At 69.4% G+C, this 19,293-nt stretch carries 20 protein-coding genes and 2 pseudogenes; 10 read left to right on the forward strand and 12 right to left on the reverse strand.

All coding sequences use genetic code 11. The annotated features are described in order from the left end of the window. Positions 1-49 precede the first annotated feature (49 nt). Positions 50-229, forward strand: a complete 180-nt coding sequence (gene rpmF, locus ACFYML_RS18885; RefSeq protein WP_357444415.1) for a 50S ribosomal protein L32 — start codon at positions 50-52, stop codon at positions 227-229. Next, a pseudogene (locus ACFYML_RS18890) lies at positions 226-351 on the forward strand (GTP-binding protein); the annotation flags it as partial. The gene rpmF and the pseudogene ACFYML_RS18890, both read left to right, overlap by 4 nt. Before the next feature lie 119 nt (positions 352-470). Here the strand turns inward: ACFYML_RS18890 and ACFYML_RS18895 are convergent. Then, complete coding sequence (locus tag ACFYML_RS18895; RefSeq protein WP_387421828.1) at positions 471-1,607, reverse strand: RNA-guided endonuclease InsQ/TnpB family protein; 1,137 nt, start codon at positions 1,605-1,607, stop codon at positions 471-473. 97 nt (positions 1,608-1,704) lie between these two features. Between ACFYML_RS18895 and ACFYML_RS18900 the strand changes: the two are divergent. Then, positions 1,705-2,823, forward strand: a pseudogene (locus tag ACFYML_RS18900) (CobW family GTP-binding protein); the annotation flags it as partial. Positions 2,824-3,083: 260 nt separating this feature from the next. Here ACFYML_RS18900 and ACFYML_RS18905 read toward each other — a convergent pair. Beyond that, on the reverse strand, positions 3,084-3,347 hold the full coding sequence (locus ACFYML_RS18905; RefSeq protein WP_387421829.1) for a type B 50S ribosomal protein L31: 264 nt from the start codon (positions 3,345-3,347) through the stop codon (positions 3,084-3,086). Further along, positions 3,344-4,642 (reverse strand): CobW family GTP-binding protein, encoded by a 1,299-nt coding sequence (locus ACFYML_RS18910; protein WP_387421830.1) that lies wholly within the window; start codon positions 4,640-4,642, stop codon positions 3,344-3,346. Before ACFYML_RS18910 ends, ACFYML_RS18905 begins: the two co-directional genes overlap by 4 nt. Positions 4,643-5,014: 372 nt before the next feature. Here ACFYML_RS18910 and rpmB point away from each other — a divergent pair, with 372 nt between their 5' ends. The 3 genes from rpmB to rpsN are packed head-to-tail and all read left to right on the forward strand — an operon-like array spanning position 5,015 to position 5,725. Beyond that, positions 5,015-5,251, forward strand: coding sequence for a 50S ribosomal protein L28 (rpmB, locus tag ACFYML_RS18915; protein ID WP_357444439.1), 237 nt, complete (start codon positions 5,015-5,017; stop codon positions 5,249-5,251). Next, the gene (gene rpmG / locus ACFYML_RS18920; RefSeq protein WP_089006390.1) at positions 5,251-5,418 is read left to right on the forward strand and encodes a 50S ribosomal protein L33; all 168 of its coding nucleotides are present in this window, start codon (positions 5,251-5,253) and stop codon (positions 5,416-5,418) included. The genes rpmB and rpmG overlap by 1 nt, the downstream gene beginning before the upstream one ends. 1 nt (position 5,419) lies before the next feature. Continuing rightward, entirely contained in the window at positions 5,420-5,725 is a 306-nt protein-coding gene (gene rpsN / locus ACFYML_RS18925; protein WP_387421831.1) for a 30S ribosomal protein S14, read from the forward strand. Positions 5,726-5,938: 213 nt separating this feature from the next. Here rpsN and ACFYML_RS18930 read toward each other — a convergent pair whose 3' ends face one another. From ACFYML_RS18930 to ACFYML_RS18955, 6 genes are all read right to left on the reverse strand, one after another. Continuing rightward, on the reverse strand, positions 5,939-6,223 hold the full coding sequence (locus ACFYML_RS18930; protein ID WP_387421833.1) for an ArsR/SmtB family transcription factor: 285 nt from the start codon (positions 6,221-6,223) through the stop codon (positions 5,939-5,941). Beyond that, positions 6,220-7,050 carry a metal ABC transporter permease gene (locus ACFYML_RS18935; RefSeq protein WP_387421834.1) on the reverse strand — a complete coding sequence of 277 codons (831 nt, stop codon included), beginning with the start codon at positions 7,048-7,050 and terminating at the stop codon, positions 6,220-6,222. The genes ACFYML_RS18930 and ACFYML_RS18935 overlap by 4 nt, the downstream gene beginning before the upstream one ends. Then, positions 7,047-7,916, reverse strand: coding sequence for a metal ABC transporter permease (locus tag ACFYML_RS18940; RefSeq protein WP_387421836.1), 870 nt, complete (start codon positions 7,914-7,916; stop codon positions 7,047-7,049). Before ACFYML_RS18940 ends, ACFYML_RS18935 begins: the two co-directional genes overlap by 4 nt. A 4-nt stretch (positions 7,917-7,920) precedes the next feature. Next, positions 7,921-8,691: a metal ABC transporter ATP-binding protein gene (locus ACFYML_RS18945; RefSeq protein ID WP_387421837.1), complete on the reverse strand. Its 771-nt coding sequence runs from the start codon at positions 8,689-8,691 to the stop codon at positions 7,921-7,923. Beyond that, entirely contained in the window at positions 8,684-9,634 is a 951-nt protein-coding gene (locus ACFYML_RS18950; RefSeq protein WP_387421838.1) for a metal ABC transporter substrate-binding protein, read from the reverse strand. Before ACFYML_RS18950 ends, ACFYML_RS18945 begins: the two co-directional genes overlap by 8 nt. A 102-nt stretch (positions 9,635-9,736) precedes the next feature. Next, complete coding sequence (locus ACFYML_RS18955) at positions 9,737-9,958, reverse strand: hypothetical protein (protein WP_387421839.1); 222 nt, start codon at positions 9,956-9,958, stop codon at positions 9,737-9,739. 522 nt (positions 9,959-10,480) lie between these two features. On the opposite strand from ACFYML_RS18955, the gene ACFYML_RS18960 reads away from it, so the two are divergent. Further along, the gene (locus ACFYML_RS18960) at positions 10,481-10,873 is read left to right on the forward strand and encodes a Fur family transcriptional regulator (protein WP_387421840.1); all 393 of its coding nucleotides are present in this window, start codon (positions 10,481-10,483) and stop codon (positions 10,871-10,873) included. A gap of 16 nt (positions 10,874-10,889) precedes the next feature. Here the strand turns inward: ACFYML_RS18960 and ACFYML_RS18965 are convergent, their stop codons facing one another. The 3 genes from ACFYML_RS18965 to ACFYML_RS18975 all read right to left on the reverse strand — a co-directional run bounded on the left by ACFYML_RS18965 (position 10,890) and on the right by ACFYML_RS18975 (position 13,425). Further along, a complete protein-coding gene (locus ACFYML_RS18965; RefSeq protein WP_387421841.1) occupies positions 10,890-11,867 on the reverse strand; it encodes an ATP-binding protein in 978 nt (325 codons plus the stop codon). A 138-nt stretch (positions 11,868-12,005) separates the two neighbouring features. Beyond that, the gene (locus tag ACFYML_RS18970; protein WP_387421842.1) at positions 12,006-13,043 is read right to left on the reverse strand and encodes an LLM class flavin-dependent oxidoreductase; all 1,038 of its coding nucleotides are present in this window, start codon (positions 13,041-13,043) and stop codon (positions 12,006-12,008) included. Next, positions 13,033-13,425 carry an SCO5389 family protein gene (locus ACFYML_RS18975; protein ID WP_387421843.1) on the reverse strand — a complete coding sequence of 131 codons (393 nt, stop codon included), beginning with the start codon at positions 13,423-13,425 and terminating at the stop codon, positions 13,033-13,035. The genes ACFYML_RS18970 and ACFYML_RS18975 overlap by 11 nt, the downstream gene beginning before the upstream one ends. Before the next feature lie 515 nt (positions 13,426-13,940). Here ACFYML_RS18975 and ACFYML_RS18980 point away from each other — a divergent pair. The 3 genes from ACFYML_RS18980 (at position 13,941) to ACFYML_RS18990 (ending at position 18,918) form a co-directional block, all read left to right on the forward strand. Further along, complete coding sequence (locus ACFYML_RS18980; RefSeq protein WP_387421844.1) at positions 13,941-14,960, forward strand: hypothetical protein; 1,020 nt, start codon at positions 13,941-13,943, stop codon at positions 14,958-14,960. Positions 14,961-16,272: 1,312 nt separating this feature from the next. After that, positions 16,273-18,252: a zinc ribbon domain-containing protein gene (locus tag ACFYML_RS18985; protein ID WP_387421845.1), complete on the forward strand. Its 1,980-nt coding sequence runs from the start codon at positions 16,273-16,275 to the stop codon at positions 18,250-18,252. 132 nt (positions 18,253-18,384) lie between these two features. Then, positions 18,385-18,918, forward strand: coding sequence for a hypothetical protein (locus ACFYML_RS18990; RefSeq protein ID WP_387421846.1), 534 nt, complete (start codon positions 18,385-18,387; stop codon positions 18,916-18,918). Positions 18,919-19,293: the final 375 nt, after the last annotated feature.

Here is a 19,293-nt window from a genome sequence, read left to right on the forward strand (position 1 = left end):
TCGTTTACGGTGTCTGTTCAGCCTGGCTCGACACGTGAAGGAGACCCTCATGGCCGTACCGAAGCGAAAGATGTCGCGGTCGAACACCCGGCACCGCCGGGCGCAGTGGAAGGCGCAGGTGCCGCAGTTGACCCCGTGCCCGTGCCCCCGCAAGGAGATGGTGGTGCCGCACCGGGCCTGTGCGCACTGCGGGCTCTACAAGGGCCGCCAGGTGGTGGGGGAGCCGTGACCGGTCGCCTGCCGGTGGCCGTCATGTCCGGCTTCCTCGGGGCCGGCAAGACCAGCCTGCTCAACCACGTCCTCGCCAACCGGGACGGGCTGCGCGTCGCGGTGATCGTCAACGATTTGACATCCTCCCGGCCCTGAAGGGCCGGTATTCTCACGGTCGCCCGTGAGGTTTCCTGTTTCATCGCCGACTGCCTTTCCGGGAGGACTTTCCCTTGGGGTCTTACATCAGCTCCGCAGGCGTTTTACCTCTCCGCCAGCCCGGCGGCGAGGATGTTCTTAGCGGCGTTGATGTCCCGGTCGTGCTCGACCCCGCAGCCCGGGCACGTCCAGGAGCGGACATTGAGGGCGAGGGTGGTGTTGATCCGTCCGCAACCGGAGCAGGTTTTGGACGTGGGCAGCCACCAGTCGACGGGGATTACCTCACGCCCGTACCAGTCAGCTTTGTACTCCAGCATGCTCCGTAACTGACCCCAGCCTGCGTCGGAGATGACGCGGGCCAGGCGGCGGTTGCGGAGCATGTTGCGCACGCTGAGGTCTTCGATCGCGACCGTTTGGGTCTCACGGACGAGTCGAGTGGTCAGCTTGTGCAGGTAGTCCCGACGCCGGTCGGCGATCCGGGCGTGGATGCGGGCCACCTTCATTCGGGCCTTCGCCCGGTTCGCGGAGCCCTTCTGTTTGCGGGCCAGGTTCCGCTGCGCCTTGGCCAGCTTGCGCCGGTCGGCCTGCCCGTAACGCGGGTTGGCCACCTTGCCTTCCTCGTCGCTGATTCCGGGGATCGGGTGGGACAGGGTGAGCAGGCTGGTGATGCCCGCGTCCACACCGACCTCGGCCGCTGCGGGCGGCAGCCGCTTCACGGTGGGGTCTTCCACTAGCAGGGAGACGAACCAGCGGCCGGCGGCGTCGCGGGACACGGTGACCGTGGAGGGTTCCGCCCCTTCGGGCAGGGGCCGGGACCACACGATGTCCAGCGGGGCGTTCATCTTGGCCAGGGTGAGCCGGCCGTCCCGCCAGCGGAAGGCGGAGCGGGTGTATTCGGCCGACGCCCGCGACTTGCGCTTGGATTTGAACCGCGGATACCGGGACCGCTTGTCCCAGAACGCCACGAACCCCGCCTGCAGATGCCGCAGCGTCTGCTGCAACGGCACCGACGACACCTCGTTCAGGAACGTCAGCTCCTCGGTGCGTTTCCACTCGGTCAGCCACGCCGACGACTGCACGTAGGTGGTGCGCTGACGATCCACTGCCCAAGCCCGGGTGCGCGCCTCGAGCGCCCGGTTGTAGACCAAACGCACGCACCCGAACGTGCGGTTCAACTGTTCGGCCTGTTCAGGAGATGGATAGAAGCGGTACTTGTACGCCCGCTTCACCACCTCACCCACGCCTCACACCCTACCAACCGTCCATGTAAGACGATCACTGAGGGGAGGGGCGGCGTTTCCTCCCGGCCGTAAACGGCCGGGTTTCCACGCCGCAATTCCGATGAGCGAGGTCAACATCGACGCCGCGTTGATCCGCGACGGCGGGGCGCTGTCGCGCACCGAGGAGCGGCTGGTAGAGCTCACCAACGGCTGCATCTGCTACACACTGCGCGACGACCTGCTGGACGAGGTGGCCCGGCTTGCGCGGCTGGGTCGTTTCGACTACCTGCTGATCGAGTCCAGCGGAATCTCCGAACCGATGCCGGTGGCGGCCACGTTCGCCTTCGGTGTGGAGGGCGGGCAGGTGCTCGACGACCTGGCCCGGCTGGACGCGGCCGTAACGGTGGTCGACATGGCCGGACTGCTGGCACGCATCGAGCGGGGGAGACTCTTGAGCAGCGCGGGCTGTCGGCGTACGAGGGTGACGACCGGAGCATCGCCGACCTGCTGGTCGATCAGATCGAGTTCGCCGACGTGCTGGTCGTCAACAAGACCGACCTGGTTGACGCGGACGACCTGGCCCTGGTGGAGGCGCTGCTGACCCGCCTCAACCCTGCGGCTAGGCAGGTCCGGGCGGTGCACGGGCGGGTGCCGCCGGTGGAGATCCTGAACACGGGCCGGTTCGACCTCGAACGCGCGGACCGCGCCCAGTTGGGTGGCCGAACTCAACGGCGAGCATGTGCCGGAGACCGAGGAGTACGGCATCTCCAGCATCGTGTTCCGCGACCACCGACCGTTCCACCCGCAGCGGCTGTGGGATCTGCTCACCGACGGGCTTGACCGCTTCGGCGTCGTGCGCTCCAAGGGCTTCCTGTGGCTGGCCGCTCGGCCGGACGTGCAGGCCCTGTGGTCGCAGGCCGGGCCGTCGGGTCGCTGCGATCCGGTCGGTGTGCCGGTCGCGGTTTCCGGGGAATAGCCGGAGGATCCCGCCGAGCGGGCCGAGTTGGAAACCCGCTGGCATCCGGTCTTCGGCGACCGGCAGCAGGAACTCGTCCTCATCGGCGTCGGCCTGGACGCCGACGGCCTCCGCGCCGCGCTGGAGCGCTGCCTGCTTACCGATGCCGAAATCACTGCCGGGGCGGACACGTGGCGGGCACTGCCCGACCCGTTCCCCGAATGGGATCTCGGCGACCTGCACGACCACGACCATGCCGAACCGACCACGGTGCCGGGCTGACGATGCGGGACGCCCTCGCCCCACAGGACGCCACGCGATGGCGGCGCGACTGGGAAGCCATGATGCGCCACGACCAGCCGGGCCGAAAGGAACCCGTCACGGCTGGGCTGGACGCGGTCGACGCGCCGCAGCGCATGTGCCGGGCCAGGGCGGAGGTCATGCCGGCGCAGCCGCAACCGACGGCCTGGTACCAGGCCCGATCGTCTGCGGCGGCGCCGACGAGGCGGTGCGCGTGCGCGGCCAGCCGAAGCGCGCCGTGCTTATCGTGGTTGCTGCCGTCCGCGGCGGGCGTACTTGGCGCGGAACTTCTCCACCCGGCCTTCGGTGTCGAGTAGGCGTTGCTTGCCAGTCCAGAAGGGGTGGCTGGCGGAGGAGATCTGCACGTCGATGACGGGGTAGGTGTTGCCGTCGGTCCACTCGATCGTCTGGTCGCTGGTGGCGGTGGAGCGGGTGAGGAAGGCGAAGTCGGCGGCGCGGTCACGGTAGACGACGGGCTTGTAGCTGGGGTGGATGTCGGGCTTCATGCGGTGTCTCCTTCGGTGTCGGTGTCGGTGTCGGTCGGGTCGAGATCGGCGAGCGGAAAGCAGCCGGTGAACGGGTCGTCATAGCCGCGCCAGGTGTCCTCGCCGTCGGCGAGTTCGGCGTCGGTGAGCAGGCAGCTTGTGAGGGTGCGGTGCAGGCCGGCGGGGTCGAGGTCGAGGCCGATGAAGACGAGGTGCTGGTGCCGGTCGCCGTAGTAGGGGTCCCAGTCGAGGGCAGCGGCGAGCCGGCGATGGTCGGACACCTCGTCCCAGTGCGGGTCGGGGAGTGCGGCCAGCCAGCGGCCGAGGGAGCCGAGGCTGAGGCCGCCGCCGGCGAAGTCCCAGGCGATGACGGTGTCCGGTTGGCTGGCCAGCCACAGGTGCCCCCGGGAGCGGATCACCTCGGCGTTGATCTCCTCGAGGACGTCGTGCAGTCGTCGAGCGTGGAAGGGGCGGCGGGCGCGGAAGACCACGGACACCACTCCGCAGTCGGGGTGCGGCTCGTGCAGGCCGACGTGGTAGCCCTCCAGCCCGCGGGTCAGGACTCCGGGGGTCTCGGGGCGGTGCCGGCGGGTGCCGCGCAGCTGGCGGGTCAGGGTGCCGGCGTCGATGACGTCACCGTCGACCCGCACCTGGGTCGCCCATGGCGCCATGCGCTCCAGCAGCACCGCCAGCCGGCTGGTGTCGTATGCGCCCTCCCGGGACTGTCCCCACAGGACGAGGGTGTCGGCGTACTCGATCTGGCGGACGATGACGTCGGCGAGCCCGCGGTCGTCGTTGTCGGCGGCGTGGATGCCGAGGGTCTTGAGGTCGTCGGTGCTGGCCAGCCCGTCGAGCAGGTGCTCGGCGTCGACGACGGTGACGTACGAGTCGACGTGCAGCAGGTCGGTGATCGGCGCGCCGTCGACCAGGCAGTGTGCGCAGACGGCGGCGACGGCTTCCGGCTCGACCACCTCCGGCAGCATCAGCACCAGGTCGCGGTGCGGGTGGGCGCGCGCCAGCCGGGCGAGGGTCGGCAGTACGTCCTCGCGCAGGGTGCAGGAGACACAGCCATGTGCGAGCGTGATGCGCTCGTCCTCGAGTATTCCCTCGCCGTCGCGCACGATCCGGTGGACGGTGCCGGTGCCGAGGCCGGCGAGGTCGTGCCGGATCAGCAGCAACGACGGGTCCGCCGCGAGCAGGCTGCGGGCTACGGCGTACGTGGTGGACGGCCAGAAGCCACTGAGCACGGTCAACGACGGTCGGGCGTCGGACGCCGGAACTCCGGCGTCGGCCGATGCGAGCGGGGACGTCGACATCACAGTCCTCTCGACTTAGTTGAAAACGATTGTCATTATAGGCACGTGGTCAACGGCGAGTGGCAGGCGAGGTCTTCTCGCAGGAAGTGCCGGGCGGCCCGGCGACGCCGGTGGCGTGGGGTCGTGGTGCGGGTGTCACGCCCCGGCGTCTGGTCGGCACAGACGTGGCGCCCGCTTTGGTGCCGAGCCGGGCACGCCTCCTCTTGGGTCCGCGACTCTGCCGGCGGTCCCGCTCTCGGGCCACTGCCCTGGAGGTGCTGGCTCGGTTCGTCAGTGCCGGTCGAGGTCGTTGGGGACCCCGAGTGGAGGCCGCCCGGTCAGCCAAGGTAAGAATGAAAACCATTATCGTTATGGCAACCTTGAGGAGTACTTGTGTCCCGTCGCTGTGATGTCACCGGCGCGGAGCCGAGCTTCGGCAACGCCGTGTCCCACTCCCACCGGCGCACCCGCCGCCGGTGGAACCCCAACCTGCAGAACCACCGCTACTGGCTGCCCTCGGAGCGGCGCTGGGTCCGCCTGACGCTGACCGCCAAGGCGCTGAAGACCGTGGACCGTAAGGGCATCGAAAAGGTCGTCGCGGAGCTGCGCGCCCGGGGGGTGACGGTCTGATGGCCCGGCAGACCGACGTCCGCCCGATCGTCCGGCTGCGCAGCACCGCCGGCACCGGCTACACGTACGTCACCCGCAAGAACCGCCGCAACGACCCCGACCGGATGGTGCTGCGCAAGTACGACCCGGTCGTCCGCAGGCACGTCGAGTTCCGAGAGGCGCGCTGACATGGCCCGCAAGAGTCTCGCCAACCGACAGGCCCGCCGAGTCGACCTGGTCACTCGCCACGCGCAGCGCCGCGCCGAGCTGAAGCAGACCATCGCCCACCCGGACACCGACCCGGCGGTGCGGGACGACGCCGTCCGCCACCTGGCGCGGCTGCCCCGCGACTCCAGCCCGGTGCGGCTGCGCAACCGGGACGTCATCGACGGCCGGCCGCGAGGCGTGCTGACCCGCTTCGGATTGTCGCGGGTGCGGTTCCGGGAGATGGCGCTGCGGGGCGAGCTGCCGGGGATCCGCAAGGCGTCCTGGTAACAACGCCAACCACCGCGCTGAGCGCCCGCGCCGCTGTCGGCGCGGGCGCTCGTCCTTGCCGACAGCGGAGGCAACTGGAGCGGATGCCTCAGCAGGGGGACTGGTGAGTCCGGTTGGACAACCCGATGCGGCGTGGCTCCTCTCCGGGCCAGGCGAGGAGCCACGCTGCATCGACAGTTCGTCCGGCGTCGTGCCCGTCGACGCCTGGCACGCTCACGTGCAGTGTTTGAGCACGTCCAGGACGAGAGAGACGGCGGGGACGGTGGTGAGCGCGTAGTGCATCCGGCCCTGCTGGCGGTAGCGGCGTACGAGGCGGGCGTGGCGCAGGTGCCGAAGTTGGTGCGACACGTGTGAGGCGGGTAGCTGCAGCGCGCCCGAGAGTTCGGTGACGCACGCGTCGGCTCGCGTGAGCTGCTGCAGGATGCGGATGCGCGCCGGGTGGGCGATGGTGCGTAGCAGCTCGCTGATCTCCTCAATCGAGGCGGGCTCGCCGGTCACGGCGCGGTGAGGAAGGTCGTGCGGAACCCGTCGCGCAGGCGGTGTGCCGCCAGCGACACGAGCAGGACGGCGGCGGCGGTCAGCGAGATGCTGCCACCGGCAGCAACATCCCATAGCCGGGAGAACCACAGTCCTGCGGCGGCGCTGCCGGCACCGAGTGTGGCGGCGAGAGTGGTCATGGGGGCGAGACGGTCGGTCCAGGCGCGGGCAGCCGCGGCGGGAGCGACGATGAGCGCCAGGGCGAGGATGGTGCCGACGGCGGGCACGATCGCGACGACGACGAGGTCGACCAGCAGCAGGAGAGCGAGGTCGAGCAGCCGGACGCGGTATCCGGCGGCGCGGGCGCCGGCGGGATCAAAACCGACGTACAGCAGGTGTCGGCCGCCGACGGCGAGCGCGACCGCGGTCAGCGCCAGCAGGACGACGGTCACGACCAGGTTCTCGGTGGTGACGGTGAGGATCGAGCCCACGAGGAAGGCGGACAGGTCCCGGCTGAAACCATTCTGGGTGGCGACCAGCGCGACGCCGAGCGCGAAGCCGGCGGAGAGGATCACTCCGGTCGCGGCGGTGTTCTCCTGGCCGCGGGTACGTGCCAGCGCGGCGACGGCGGCGGCGGTCAGCAGCCCGGCGACCACGCCGCCGAGGTAGATGTTGATGCCGAGGATGGACGCGGCGACCACCCCGGGGAACGTGGCGTGGGCCATGGTCATGGTGAAGAACGACAGCCGGCGCAGCACGACGTGCACGCCGACCAGTCCGGTGAGCACTCCGACGGCGATGGCTTCGACCAGGGCGCGGCCGAAGGTGTCCTGCAGTAGCCAGCTCACCGGGTCACCGTCGCGGCGGGCGGGTGCGGCCGGCGGCGGAGCTGGCCGGCGAGCAGGGCGAGCAGGTAGCAGGCCACGAGGGTGAGCACCACCGCAGCGGCGGAGGTGAGCCGGACGCCGTATCGGACGGAGGCGGTCCAGCTGGCCAGCAGGCCCAGGTAGGCGGCAAGGCCGGTGACGGCGGTGGCGATCACTGCCATGGCGGTGAGCCGGTCGGTCAGCAGGCGCGCGGTGGCGGCGGGCACGATGAGCAGGGCGATCACCAGGATGGTGCCGACGGCCTGCACGGCGGCGACGACGACCAACGCGACGGCCGTGTTGAGCCCGAGATCGAGCAGGGTGAGGCGGTACCCGGCGGTGGCGGCGCCGATGGGGTCGAAGGCCCGCAGGATCAGCGGCCGGGCGGTGACGGCGAGGCCGGTGAGCACGATCGCGGCCAGCACGGCGGTCTGCGCGAGCTGAGCGGGAGTGACGGTGAGCAGCCGGCCGAACAGGAACGCGGTCAGGTCGCTGGTGTAGGAGTGCTGACGGGACACGAGCACCACGCCGAGAGAGAACATGGCGGTCAGCAGCACAGCCACCGTGGTGTCGTCACTGAGCCGTCCCCAGCGGGTCAGCACGGTGAGCGCGACCGCGGTCAGCAGGGCGGCGACGAGTGCGCCGCCAGCGATGCCGGTCCAGCCGGCGACGAGGAATCCGATGACCACGCCGGGGAAGACGGTGTGGGTCAGCGCGTCGGCGACGAAGGCCAGCCGGCGCAGGAAGACCAGCACGCTGACCGGCCCGCACACCACGGCGAGCAGGAGCAGCTCGGCGAAGGCGCGGCCCATGAACGGCACGCTGAACGGGGCGACGAGTGCACTCATGCCGTCACCGTCCGGGCCGCGCGGCGTGCAGGTCGGCGGCCTGGCTGCCGTAGCCGTAGGTGCCGGGCAGCTCCGCGAGGATCTGTTCGGTGGGGCCGGTGACGGCGTGCCCGCCGTGGATGAGGCAGGCGGTGTCGGCGAGGTCGCGGGCCAGGCGCAGGTCGTGGGTGCTGAGCAGAACGGCGGTGCCGGCGGCGGCGAGGTCCCGCAGCTGCGCGACGATGACGTCCTGGCTGGTGACGTCGAGCCCGTTGAAGGGTTCGTCCATGAGCATCAGTCGGGTCTGGGCGGCGATGGCGCGGGCGAGCAGGACCCGTTGGCGTTGGCCTCCGGACAGCAGCCCGAAGCGGGTGCGTGCGCGGTCGGCCAGCCCGACTTGCTCCAATGCGTCCGCGGCGACGGCGCGGTCGGTCGCACGGATTTGCCGCAGCCAGCGGGTGGGATGGTAGCGGCCCATGAGCACGACGTCGGCGGCGGTGACGGGGAAGTCGGCGTCGAGGGTGTCGACCTGCGGCACGTAGGCGGCCGCGCCGCGGGCCTGCCGCGCCGGCTGTCCGGCGACGGTGATCGTGCCGGCGAGGACGTCGGCGAGCCCGACGACGGCCTTGATGAGGGTGGACTTGCCGGCGCCGTTGGCGCCAACGAGGGCGACGATCTGGCCGGGCTCCACCGTGAGGTTCACGTCGGTGAGGACGGCGTGGCGCCGGTAGCCGACGTCGGCCTGCGCGAGGTGCAGGGCGGAATCGGCTACCGGCGCGCCGGTGGGCTCAGCCACCGAGGGCTGCCACGATGGTGTCGGTGTTGTGTTCCTCGGCGCCGAGGTAGGTGCCCTGGGGGGTGCCTTCGGGGCCGAGGCTGTCGCCGTAGAGGGCGTCCTCCCCGCCGACCACCTTCACGCCTGCCTGGCGGGCGATTGCCTCGGCGGCCTTGGGCGGCAGGGAACTCTCGCTGAAGATCGCCTTGGTGCCGGTGGCCTTGATCTTCGCCACCAGGTCGTTGATCTGGGTGGCGGACAGTTCGGCGCTGGTGTCCAGGCTGGGGATCACCGCGCCGATGAACTGCAGCTGGTAGCGGTCGATGTAGTAGCCAAACGCGTCGTGGTTGGTGACCAGCTTGCGGGCGTCTGCCGGCAGGGCGGCGAACTTGCGCTCGTTGTCCGCGTCGAGCTTGTCCAGCTTCGCCGCGTACGCCTGGAAGTTCGCCCGGTAGGTGTCGGCGTGGCTGGGGTCGGCGGTGACGAGGGCCTTCTCGATGTTCTCCGCCATGATCTTGGCGTTGCGGGGGTTGTGCCAGATGTGCGGATCGCCGTCCTTCGTCTCTTCGTCGCCGGGGTCGCCCTTGCGCAGCGCCACTCCCTGCGAGGTGTCGACGACCGTGCCCTTGAAGTCGGCCGAGGAGATGGTGTCATCGAGCCATTCCTCGAGTCCGACGCCGTTCTTGATGACGAGCTTGGCGGCCCCGATCGCCTGGATGTCGGCGGGGGTGGGCTCGTAGTCGTGGGGGTCGACGTTCGGTTTGATGATCTGGGTGACGCTGACGGCGTTGCCGCCGACGTTGCGCGTGAAATCGGCGACCTCGGGCGTCGTGGCGACCACGGCGATGGTGCCGTTCTTCGCCGCGGTCGCGGTGCCGGTGTTGGTGTCGGCACCGCAGCCGGCGGCGGCGCCGATCGTCGCTATCGCCAGGACGGTGCCGAGCGTACGGATGGATAGGGTCACAACCGCTCCTTGCTCATTGGATGAGCGGAACGGTAGTCATTTCCAATAACTGGGTCTAGCTGTCAGGTGCTCATATCAGCACCTGTGCAACCATCGCCGGTCCTACTCGTACGGCTCGGCGGGTGCGGGGATGTGTTGCCAGTCCTCCACCTGGAAATAGGGAACATCGGCGTCGTTGACGGGGTCCTTGGCAGTGTGCGGAATCCACCGGCCAGTGGCCCGTACCCAGGTGTTCGCCGGCGCCTGCGGAACCTGGCCACGCAGGCCGATCTTGATGGGGACGCCGTCGGCGGCGCAGCAGGACAGCACGATGCGGGCGAGCATGGGCTGCCGGTCCGGCCCGGGGACAAGAACCCTGGGGAGCCGGGGACGGACATCGCGAATGGGGACCTCTTCGCAGCGCCGATTGCGCTGCGGCCCACGACCCCGCCTTCGTCGGTGATCAGGTTGAGCCCGCCGAACAGTTGCCGGCCGGCAGCGGGCGTGGCATTCACTGTGACCGCCGGTGGCGGTGGCGCCCGCATCGTTGGCCAGAGAGTCACCGTGCCCCGGGGCGGTGACCGCGTCCAGGCGGGGGAGTCCCGGTAGTCGAACTCGGCGATGTCCGCTGGCGTTGCCTAGCCGTCGACCTGCCTCCAGGCGGGCATACCGTCAACCGCCTGGAGCCGCACCCACGACTCCTTCATTCGCTGGACCACCGGTGCCGGGCGGTGACAGGCGGTGTGAACATATGCGCAATGCATAATGGGTTCGGATATCACGTGACCACCAGCGTCACGGAGGACAGGGAATCGGGCGTCGAGCAGGCGCTGTGACGAGCGGAGACGGCGGACGGTGACCGAGGCAATGCCCACAGCGACCCGCAACACCCGGCAGCGTGCCGAGGTGCTGGCGCTGCTGCGCGAGGTGGAGGGCTTCCACAGCGCGCAGCAGCTGCACCAGATGCTCGTCGACCGCAAGGCGCGGGTCGGCCTGACCACCGTCTACCGGACATTGCAGATGCTGGTCGACGGCGGCGAGATCGACTCGACGCGGCTGCCGGGCGGGGAGTACCTGTACCGGCGGTGCAGCCAGAGCCGGCACCACCATCACCTGGTGTGCCGGGAGTGTGGGCGTGCGGTCGAGGTCGCCGGCCCGGCCGTGGAGCGGTGGGCCGACCAGGTCGCCAGCCAGCACGGCTTCACCGACGTCGGTCACACCCTGGAAATCTTCGGCACCTGCGATAAGTGCGCCGCCTGACCAGGGGCTCCCCGGATCAGCGACCCACCACCGCGGGCTCGCTGACCGCCTGCGGTCCCATCCGGAACTCCGGGTCGATCTGATCGGTGAGATCCGCCCCGGCGCGCTCGTTGGCCCACGCGGCGGCGTTGCGCCGATGGAATTCATGCGCCCACCGGGTGAAGGCCGCCCAGTCCTGCATGGTGTCGTCCACCGCCTCCGTCAGTCGGACAAGGGCTGCCCGGTTGGCGGCCTCGAGTTCGACCAGTGCGCCGACCCTGCCCCGCTCCGCTCGGCGGACGTAGTCTGACCTGCTGAACCAGGCCAACAGGTCGCCGCCGACGTGCTCGCGGAGGAACTCGAGGTCACTGGCGTCCTCGACCTTGTTCCCGACCACCGACAGGGCCACTCCGTAGTCGCGGGCGTAGCCGGCGTACTGCCGGTAGACCCCGACGCTGCGCACCGTCGGCTCGCACACCAGCACCGTGCGGTCGAAGCGGGTGAACAGCCCGGAGGCGAACGAGTCCGCGCCCGCGGTCATGTCCACCACGACGTATTCGCCCGGGCCGTCGAGCATGTGGTTGAGCAGCAGCTCCACCGCTCCCACCTTTGAGTGGTAGCAGGCCACGCCGAGATCTTCCGTGGCGAACTCGCCGGTGACCGCCAGCGGCACCCCACCGACCTCCCGTACGCAGGCGGCGTAGATCGGGTTGTCCTCGACCACCCGCAGCAGCCGCGAACCGCGCCCCGGCGGAGTCGTCTTGACCATTCGATCCGCACTGGTGATGCGGGGATTGGCGCCGCGAAGGTAGTCCTTGATGGCCGGCAGGTGCTCACCGAGCGGCTTCACCGGCGGCGGCGCGTCCGCATCCCCGCCGAGGGCGGCAGCGAGGTGCTGGTTGATGTCGGCGTCGACGGCCAGCATCGGCACGCCCTGGCCGGCGAGATGCCGGGCGAACAGCGCGGCGAGAGTGGTCTTGCCGCTGCCGCCCTTGCCCACGAACGCGACCTTCACCGCTGATGCCCTCCCACTCTATTGGAAACCGTTGCCATGAGCGCGAGCGTACGTGATGGTTCAGGCCTGCCGAGCGGTATCCCCGCGACTCGCCGTAACGATTCGCCATCGGGCAGTTCACCCACTTCTCGGTCGTCACTACCTCCGGCGCAACACCTCCCTGCTGAGCCGCCGTATGGTGCGCAGGGTCGTCGCGCGGTCCCCGGTCACCTCGACCAGAAACAGCAGATGCCGCACACCGGGAAGTGCCACGGCCGCGTCCACGGCCGCCCGGCACCGCTGCGGCGACCCGACCGGATGCATAGCGATCAGACGCCGGACGTACTCGTCGATGTCGGGCGGACCGGCCGCGGCGCCGTCGAGACGGACGTACTCCCTGGTGCCGGCCAGCAGCCCGGGCATCTGCTCTCGTACCGTCCGAGCTGCATCCGCGTCGGCGTCCTCGACGTGCGCCAGATGGGCGCTGGCATGCGGCACCTGCGTGCTGTCGTGACCGTGCACGGCGGCGACCTGCGCGTACCGGTCGAGCAACGACCGTTTCTCCGGCAGGTCGGCGTGCAGCCCGAGCAGCAGCGGGAGGCCGTGGCGGGCGGCGAGGTCCACGGTGGCGGGCGAGGTCGCCGCGACCCACGTCGGAACCCGCCGGCGGGGCCGCGGCACCACCTGCACCGGCCGGAAGGGGAACCTCCCGTTGCCGGCGACCTGCGCCGCGCCCGACAACCACCGCACTACGATCTCCACCGCGTCGGCAAAGCCGTACGCGTAGCGATCCAGGCCGGTGCCGAAAACCTCCAGGTCGACCCACGGCCCGCCCCGGGCGACCCCCAACCGAAACCGGCCCCCGGACAACTCGTCGAGCAGCACCGCCTCTTCCGCCACGCTCACCGGATGCCGGACCGACAGCACGCAGGCGGCGGTGCCGACAGTGATGCGGCGGGTCGCCCCGAGCAGGTGCGCCGCGAAGGTGATGGCAGACGGGCATACCCCGTAGGAGATGAAGTGGTGCTCGGCGACCCAGACGCCGGCGTAGCCGGCGGCCTCCGCGGCCAGGCCGTAGCGGTGCGCGTCCGCCAGCGCCTGCGCGTGGGCGCGGCCGGCGCGGTGCCCGGCGAGCAGGAACAGGTGCCATTGGGCCTGCTCGCCGGGCCGCGAACTGCCGGGCGGTTCAGCAGTCACGCAGCTCTGGTGACTGGTTGAGCAGTTGTCCCCGAGTCGAGATGAAACGACGGTACGTGCCGGAGTCCACGGCACCCACCCGGAACGCCGCCACCCGATGGCAGTTCTGGAACGCCAGCTTCACCCCGAAGTGGCGCTCCAAGCTCGCCCGGATGGCATCGCTGGCCAGCGCACGCAGCAGCTGCCCACGCTCCGCCTCAGTAGGCGGCGGTACGACGTTGTCGGCGAACTCGGCGTCGGACGATTCCAGGTCGGCGACCACACGACTGACGGTGTCCCAGGCGTACGGGAGGGAATCCCGGACACAGGCGACGAAAGCCTCGTCGTCCACGGGGCCGGTCTCGGCGGCTTCGAGCAGGGCAGGCGGCACGGTGAGAGACATGGTCCTCCTTCAAGGCTTAACGACCATGATTGCCGTTAGCGTTACGCTCCGAGCACATCACGTAACCAGGCCCGCGTCAACAGTCGACGCCTGTTCCCGACCCGGGTGGTTACCGCCGGCCGGCCTTGCTTGGGCGGGCGCGCCGCTGGTGCCGACTGATACAAGCCGCCGCCGCATGCTCGATGACATTCGGATCGGAAATCCCCGCCGCCCTGGTTGCGGGCGGGCTTCTGACGACGGTGCGGAATGCAGGGCAGGAGAACAGGCACTTGTTGCAGCGAGCTCTACCCTCCAGGATGGAACGGCGACCGTTTCTAGTCGACGTCCGCCTGTCTGCGGTGGGGCGCGGGCTCCCGCTGCCGTTCCTGCTCATCTACCTCACCACCGTTGATTTTCTTCGTCCGGTGGTCACGCGCCGGGGGCCGCGAACCAGATAGATTGTCATCGGTCTATCTATACCCCGGGACGGGGGAGCACGCATGCCCAACAAAAGCAGGATCGCTGGGAGATCATTGGTGGCGACCGTGGCGGCTGCGGCGCTCGTGACGGCGGGGTTCGCGGTGCCCGCACCGGCGAGCGCGACGGTCACCAGGGCGCAGATGGCGCTGCGCTGGGCGCCGATCCACTACCAGGACGTCGACGTCACGGGCAGCCATGCGCTCGGTGGCAGGTCCGACTACATCACGAAGATCGACTTCGACGGCGATCTCAACGGGCGCAACAACTGGGACCGCGCCGGCCAGGCGGGCGTATCCTTCGCCGCGCATGCCTACTACTCCGTGCTGGAGACGAGCACGCACTGGTACATCACGTACCTGTTCTTCCACCCGCGGGACTGGACGGACAACTTCTTCGATACCGAACACGAAAACGACGGCGAGGGTGTGCTTCTCGCGATCCAGCGGGACGGATCCATGTACGGGGTGCTGCGCTCCGCGGTCACCGTGGCGCACACGAACTTCTTCTCGTACACCCCGGCCGGGAGCACCTGGACGAGCGGCCGGGAAAGCGTCGACGGCGCCCTACAACTCCAGGCGTCGCCGCACGACGCGTTCCTGCACCCGGTGACCGCGCAGGAGGCGAAGGGCCACGGCCTGAAGGCATACCCGCAGTACAACATCGTCGGCGACGGCATCGTGTACTACCCGTCGACCGTGGCGGAGACGCCGAGCAGCGGCGACGACCGCGACGTGCAATACAAGCTTATCGACATCTTCGCCAGTGACGGCCTGTGGGCGCAGCGGGCCAACACCAGCTTGTTCGCGAACCTCGGTACCTTCGCCGGTGACGACTCCGGCGACTGTGGCGTGGACACGCTCGACTGCTCGATCAACTCGGCCAACGCGCCGTGGGGCTGGGACGACCGCGACGACCTGCCCGCCCGGGGCCAGATCGCCACTGACCCCGCGAAGCTGTCCGTCGAGTACTTCACGATCCCGGGCAGCATGTCTCGGACGTACGCCTACAACCCGTACGCCAGCGCGGCGGCGGCCCTGGCGGCCGCGGCGAAGACGGCGCCACCCGTCGTCGACTGACACGTCGTGGACCGGCTGTTCCCGGCCGCTTGCGGCCGGGCACAGCACCGACAAAAGTGAATCGGTCGGCACTCACCACCTCGCCCAGAAGCGTGGGTGGATCCGCCGCACGATGCAGCAGACGCGTGGTCGATGAAAGCTACGCTGGTGCGCTCACGGCATGAGCACCCGCCCTGAGCATGGGTGTCGTGTATTTGTGATCGAACCGGACACGTTATTCCACACGAAGCGTGATGGTTTTTCGTGTCCTGCGTGATCTCGTCCCGAGAGGCGGGGATTTTGCCGTGGTGGCGACGAAGCTTCCCGCAGGGTTGAGCGTGCGGTAGCCGGACGGATGCACGAGGACCAGCTAGTCGGGCCGGTGATGCCGGTCGGGGGCCACGCGGGATCCATCTCGCGCCATGAGGTGTTGGGCGGTGCGAAAATGCGGGCCGTGCCGTGGGGTGGCTGCGCCGCATCCTGCTTTCGTCGACCCGGGTACTCGTAGCAAGACTTGCTTCCTGGCCGGATCCATCCCCGCGGGCGGCAGCACTGGCGGTAACCGAATAGACATCAAAACCAGGCGCTCGTCTTTGGGTCTGCTGAATGGGTCAGGTCGGGTGGTTGGGGAGGGCGTTGAACATGGCCGCCGTCACCCGCGGTGGTCACGTCGAAGGGGTGATCTTTCAGAGCGACAGCGGCAGTGAGGGCGGCTTCGCCCAGGCGCCCGATGGAAGGTGCGCCAGTCGATGGGCCGGGTCCGGTCGTGCTTCGGCAACGCCGTCGTCGAGGCCACCTTCTCCACCATCCGGCGATCTTCTTGCCGGCGCCGATGCCCTGGGTGGGCAGGGGTGCGTTGGTGAGGCGGTCACCGCAACCGGCAGCACCTTGTCCGAAGTCCACGGCACCGCCATCGTGCTGTTCCCAAGATCCTCGGTCACGTCGGTGACGTCAGCCAATTCCACCGCCGCCCACTTCGCCCGTCGCGGTTCATTTTCGAGTCCACGTAGAGACGATCACGTGGCGGACGTGTCCACGTCTTCCTGCTCCTATCAGCAGCGTCTCAAATGGCGGCTGGTGTTGGTGCGGCGCGAGGGTCGGAGCCTGTGCGATCCTTCGACACAGGAGTCGTGACAAGGCTAACCGATTTGATGATCGATGATCAGTGATCATAGATTGCCTGTGTGGAACGTTTTCGGCTTTCCAAGGTCGGGAAGCGTGTCGGTGTTCACCCCGTGACGCATCACATCTGGGTTGGCTCGGGGAGGGTTCCGGTGGTGTGGGTCGGCGGTGAGAGCCGGTTTTTCTGGATGCGTGTTGAGGCGTTGAGTCGGTGAGCGGGAAGCTGCGGCTGGTCGAGGGTGAGGCTGCCCGGACCGCGTGTGCCCGTGCTGTGCTGCGCGCGGGGGTGGATGAGGCAACCGGCGAGGTGCTGTCTCGGGCGGTGCTGGCGCAGCGGGTCGGTCGGTGTGCTGATCTGGTGGCGGGCATGGTGGCCACGCTGATCGGCGAGCACTGGAACCGCGTGGATGTGGAGGTGCTGGCCGGCGGGGTGGACCCGGGCGGGCGGCGGTTGCCGTCGAACGCGTGGATGGCGCTGCGGCGTCTGGGCTGGGCGGTGACCGCGCCTGGGGGTGTGAGGGTCAATGATCGGGTCGTGCGGATGGCGCAGGAGCAGGCGGGGCGTGCGCTGCGGTCGGTGAAGTGGCGCGCTGACGTGACCGTCGGGGTCCTGGCGGCGTGGCCGGCCGATTCGCGCAAGCGCACCCCCGCCGAGTGGGATCAGGTTCGGGCCTCGATCCCCGGCGGGCAGCATCTGCCGTCGAATGTCATCAAGGGCCGCACCCGCCAGATTGCCACGTTCGCCAAGGCCAACGGCCGGCTGCCGGTGGACGTGTTCGAGTTGGAAGGCGTCCCGCGGATTCCGCGGATGCTGCTGCTGGCCGCGTGTGACCGGCAGCAGGCCATCATCGAACGCAGCGACACCGACCCGGGTAGGGCGCTGCTGCGGCTGCAGTTGCCCACCCGTCCGGATCCGCGAGGGTATCGGGACTGGACGTGGGTGGCGTGTCCGATCAGGCTGCCGTCCACGGTTCCTGCCTCGGCGGTGCTGCACCTGCCCACCCTCCGCGTCACCGACGGGACGGTGCGTGCCGACATGGCGTACACGCATGCCGTGCCGAAGGCCCGGGCTACCGGTCACTCGGTGGCGCTTGGCGTGGATTGGGGCCTCAACACGCTCCTCAGCGCGGGTGCCCTGCGACTACAGGCGGACGGGCGGGTCACGGCGTTGGGGGCGGGTGGACAGTTCCGGGCCGCCGGCATCCTGGCCAAGCAGCACCGGCTCCGGCGCCTGTCAGAGCGGCTGCATGCGAAGGCCGACCAGTACGCGCGGCTGCTCGGCGGCCGCCCCGACGAGCAGTTGAGGGCGAAACAGGAGGTGCTGGCCGGCGAGATCCGCCACGTGTCCACCCGCCGCTCCAACCTCAACAATGCGCTCGCGTGGGCTGCCGCCCGCTGGATGGTGGACCAGGCGATCGCCGCCCGGGCGACCGTCATCTACCTCGAAGACCTACGATCGATGGAAGCCAAGGGTATGGGGCGCACCCTGAATACTCGCCTGTCCCAACAGGTCCGCGGAAAGATCAGCGACCGGATCCGGCACCTCGCCGCCGAGCATGGTATCGCCGTGGTCACCGTCCCCGCCCGCAACACCTCCAAGCACTGCCCCCAATGTTTGACCCCGCTACAGCACCGCAAAGCCCCCGACCGGCCCACCACACCCGGATGGAAGTGGGCCATCTGCCCCAACACCGGGTGCGGTTGGCAGGGCGACCGTGACCACGGCGCCTGGCGCAGGATCGCCGCCCGCGGACTCACCCATCAGGGCAAAACCGTCACCGACAAGACCACCGGCGCCATGGTGATCCGCACGGTCGTCGACACCCTCGAAGCCGCAGCCGTCGTCACCCCCAGCACCTCTAATGCCACCCGGAGAGACCGGTCGAAGACCGGCCCCACCCGGCCCCGCACCTCACGCCCCGCGCCCAGGCGACGCAGGGCACCCTCCCCCACCCGGCCTCACGGTCAGGCGGGTAAGCGTCCGGAGGGACACGCACCAACGGACCGGCCCAGGCTGCCCCGTGCAGCCCACCGGCACCAGGGCGTGAACACGATCAGCACACCCACCATCGCCGGCCACCGGCCACGCGGAGCCGCACTGGGCGCAGGATTCCATCTCCACGTCCATGCATCTCCACCACGGTGGGAAACGATCCCGGAAACTCCATCCGACTCAAGATCGCTAAGCTGATCAGGGACGCTCTCGATCAGTGTGGAGAGCCGATTCGACACCGAGGCGTCGCTGGACACCCAGTTCCGCGAGATCACAAAAGACCTCTGCGGTGACGGCGCCCCGGACACCGTGCTCTACGCTGGCCGCGCCGTGCTGGTGGACGATCTGATCAACAATCTGCGCCAGCGCGGCTGCGCGCGGGACCGTCGGATCACCCTCGTCACCGGTTCAGACGCGTCGATGCTGCGTACCAGGCCAGACCTGCTCCCTCGGAGCGGCGAGCCGGGCCTGTCCATCGTCTACGCCCCGCACGTCGACCCGGAGGCCGCGCGGGCAATGGGGATCGCCGAGTTCGATCGGCTCACCGCCGAGTTCGAACGCCTCGGCTTCGACACGACCGACCTTGCCGACGGGTGGGGGGTCATGATGCACGATGCGATGCTGGCACTGACGGAGACGATCAGCCGCACCGCCAACGGGTTGAAGCCCGGGGAGTTACCCACGCGGCAAACCGTGCGCTCCGAGTTGGGGCGTTCCGACCGCGAGCGCAACCAGGTGCACGGCGCCGGCGGCACCTTCACGCTGGACGCCACGACTGGCAACGCCGTCGGACGGCGGCTGCCCGTCATCGAGGTCGGGCCAACCGGGGAGTTCCAGGTGAAGGCGATCTCGCCCGCCCGCTGAGCGTGCCGCACCGGGGCAGCCCGGTGCGGCAATCGAGCGGGCCACACCGCCAGCCTCGGATCTTCGCCACCTACATCACGGCCGACCTACGTGCTGTCGCTGGTGTTGTCGGCGATGACCGGCCAACCACACCACTCGGCACGATGGGCGGAATTTGCGCCGCATGGCCGACAACTACTCGCCATTGCCCGGTTTTCCGGATGAGATCCTGTCGCTTTGTTTGGCCGGTGGGGGAGCAGCCCCTGGATCCCGCACGAAGCGGCGCCTCGGCCGCACGGTAAATATTGCAGGACGTCCGTACGCGCCCTCACGGGGTGAGCCAGATGAAGTATTCCCGGCCGGATCAATCCCTGCGGGCGGGCCGTGTCGCCGTTG

The sequence above is a fragment of the Micromonospora sp. NPDC007230 genome (genome assembly GCF_042869115.1).
GTDB lineage: Bacteria > Actinomycetota > Actinomycetes > Mycobacteriales > Micromonosporaceae > Micromonospora.

Coding starts and splice junctions, on each gene's coding strand:
- ACFYML_RS18905 (WP_387421829.1), bottom strand. CDS start 3,347: ATGAAGCCCGACATCCACCCCAGCTACAAGCCCGTCGTCTACCGTGAC.
- ACFYML_RS18910 (WP_387421830.1), bottom strand. CDS start 4,642: ATGTCGACGTCCCCGCTCGCATCGGCCGACGCCGGAGTTCCGGCGTCC.
- ACFYML_RS18940 (WP_387421836.1), bottom strand. CDS start 7,916: ATGAGTGCACTCGTCGCCCCGTTCAGCGTGCCGTTCATGGGCCGCGCC.
- rpmG (WP_089006390.1), top strand. CDS start 5,251: ATGGCCCGGCAGACCGACGTCCGCCCGATCGTCCGGCTGCGCAGCACC.
- rpmF (WP_357444415.1), top strand. CDS start 50: ATGGCCGTACCGAAGCGAAAGATGTCGCGGTCGAACACCCGGCACCGC.
- ACFYML_RS18955 (WP_387421839.1), bottom strand. CDS start 9,958: ATGCTCGCCCGCATCGTGCTGTCCTGCTGCGCCGCCGACGGCGTCCCC.
- rpsN (WP_387421831.1), top strand. CDS start 5,420: ATGGCCCGCAAGAGTCTCGCCAACCGACAGGCCCGCCGAGTCGACCTG.
- ACFYML_RS18975 (WP_387421843.1), bottom strand. CDS start 13,425: ATGTCTCTCACCGTGCCGCCTGCCCTGCTCGAAGCCGCCGAGACCGGC.
- ACFYML_RS18960 (WP_387421840.1), top strand. CDS start 10,481: ATGCCCACAGCGACCCGCAACACCCGGCAGCGTGCCGAGGTGCTGGCG.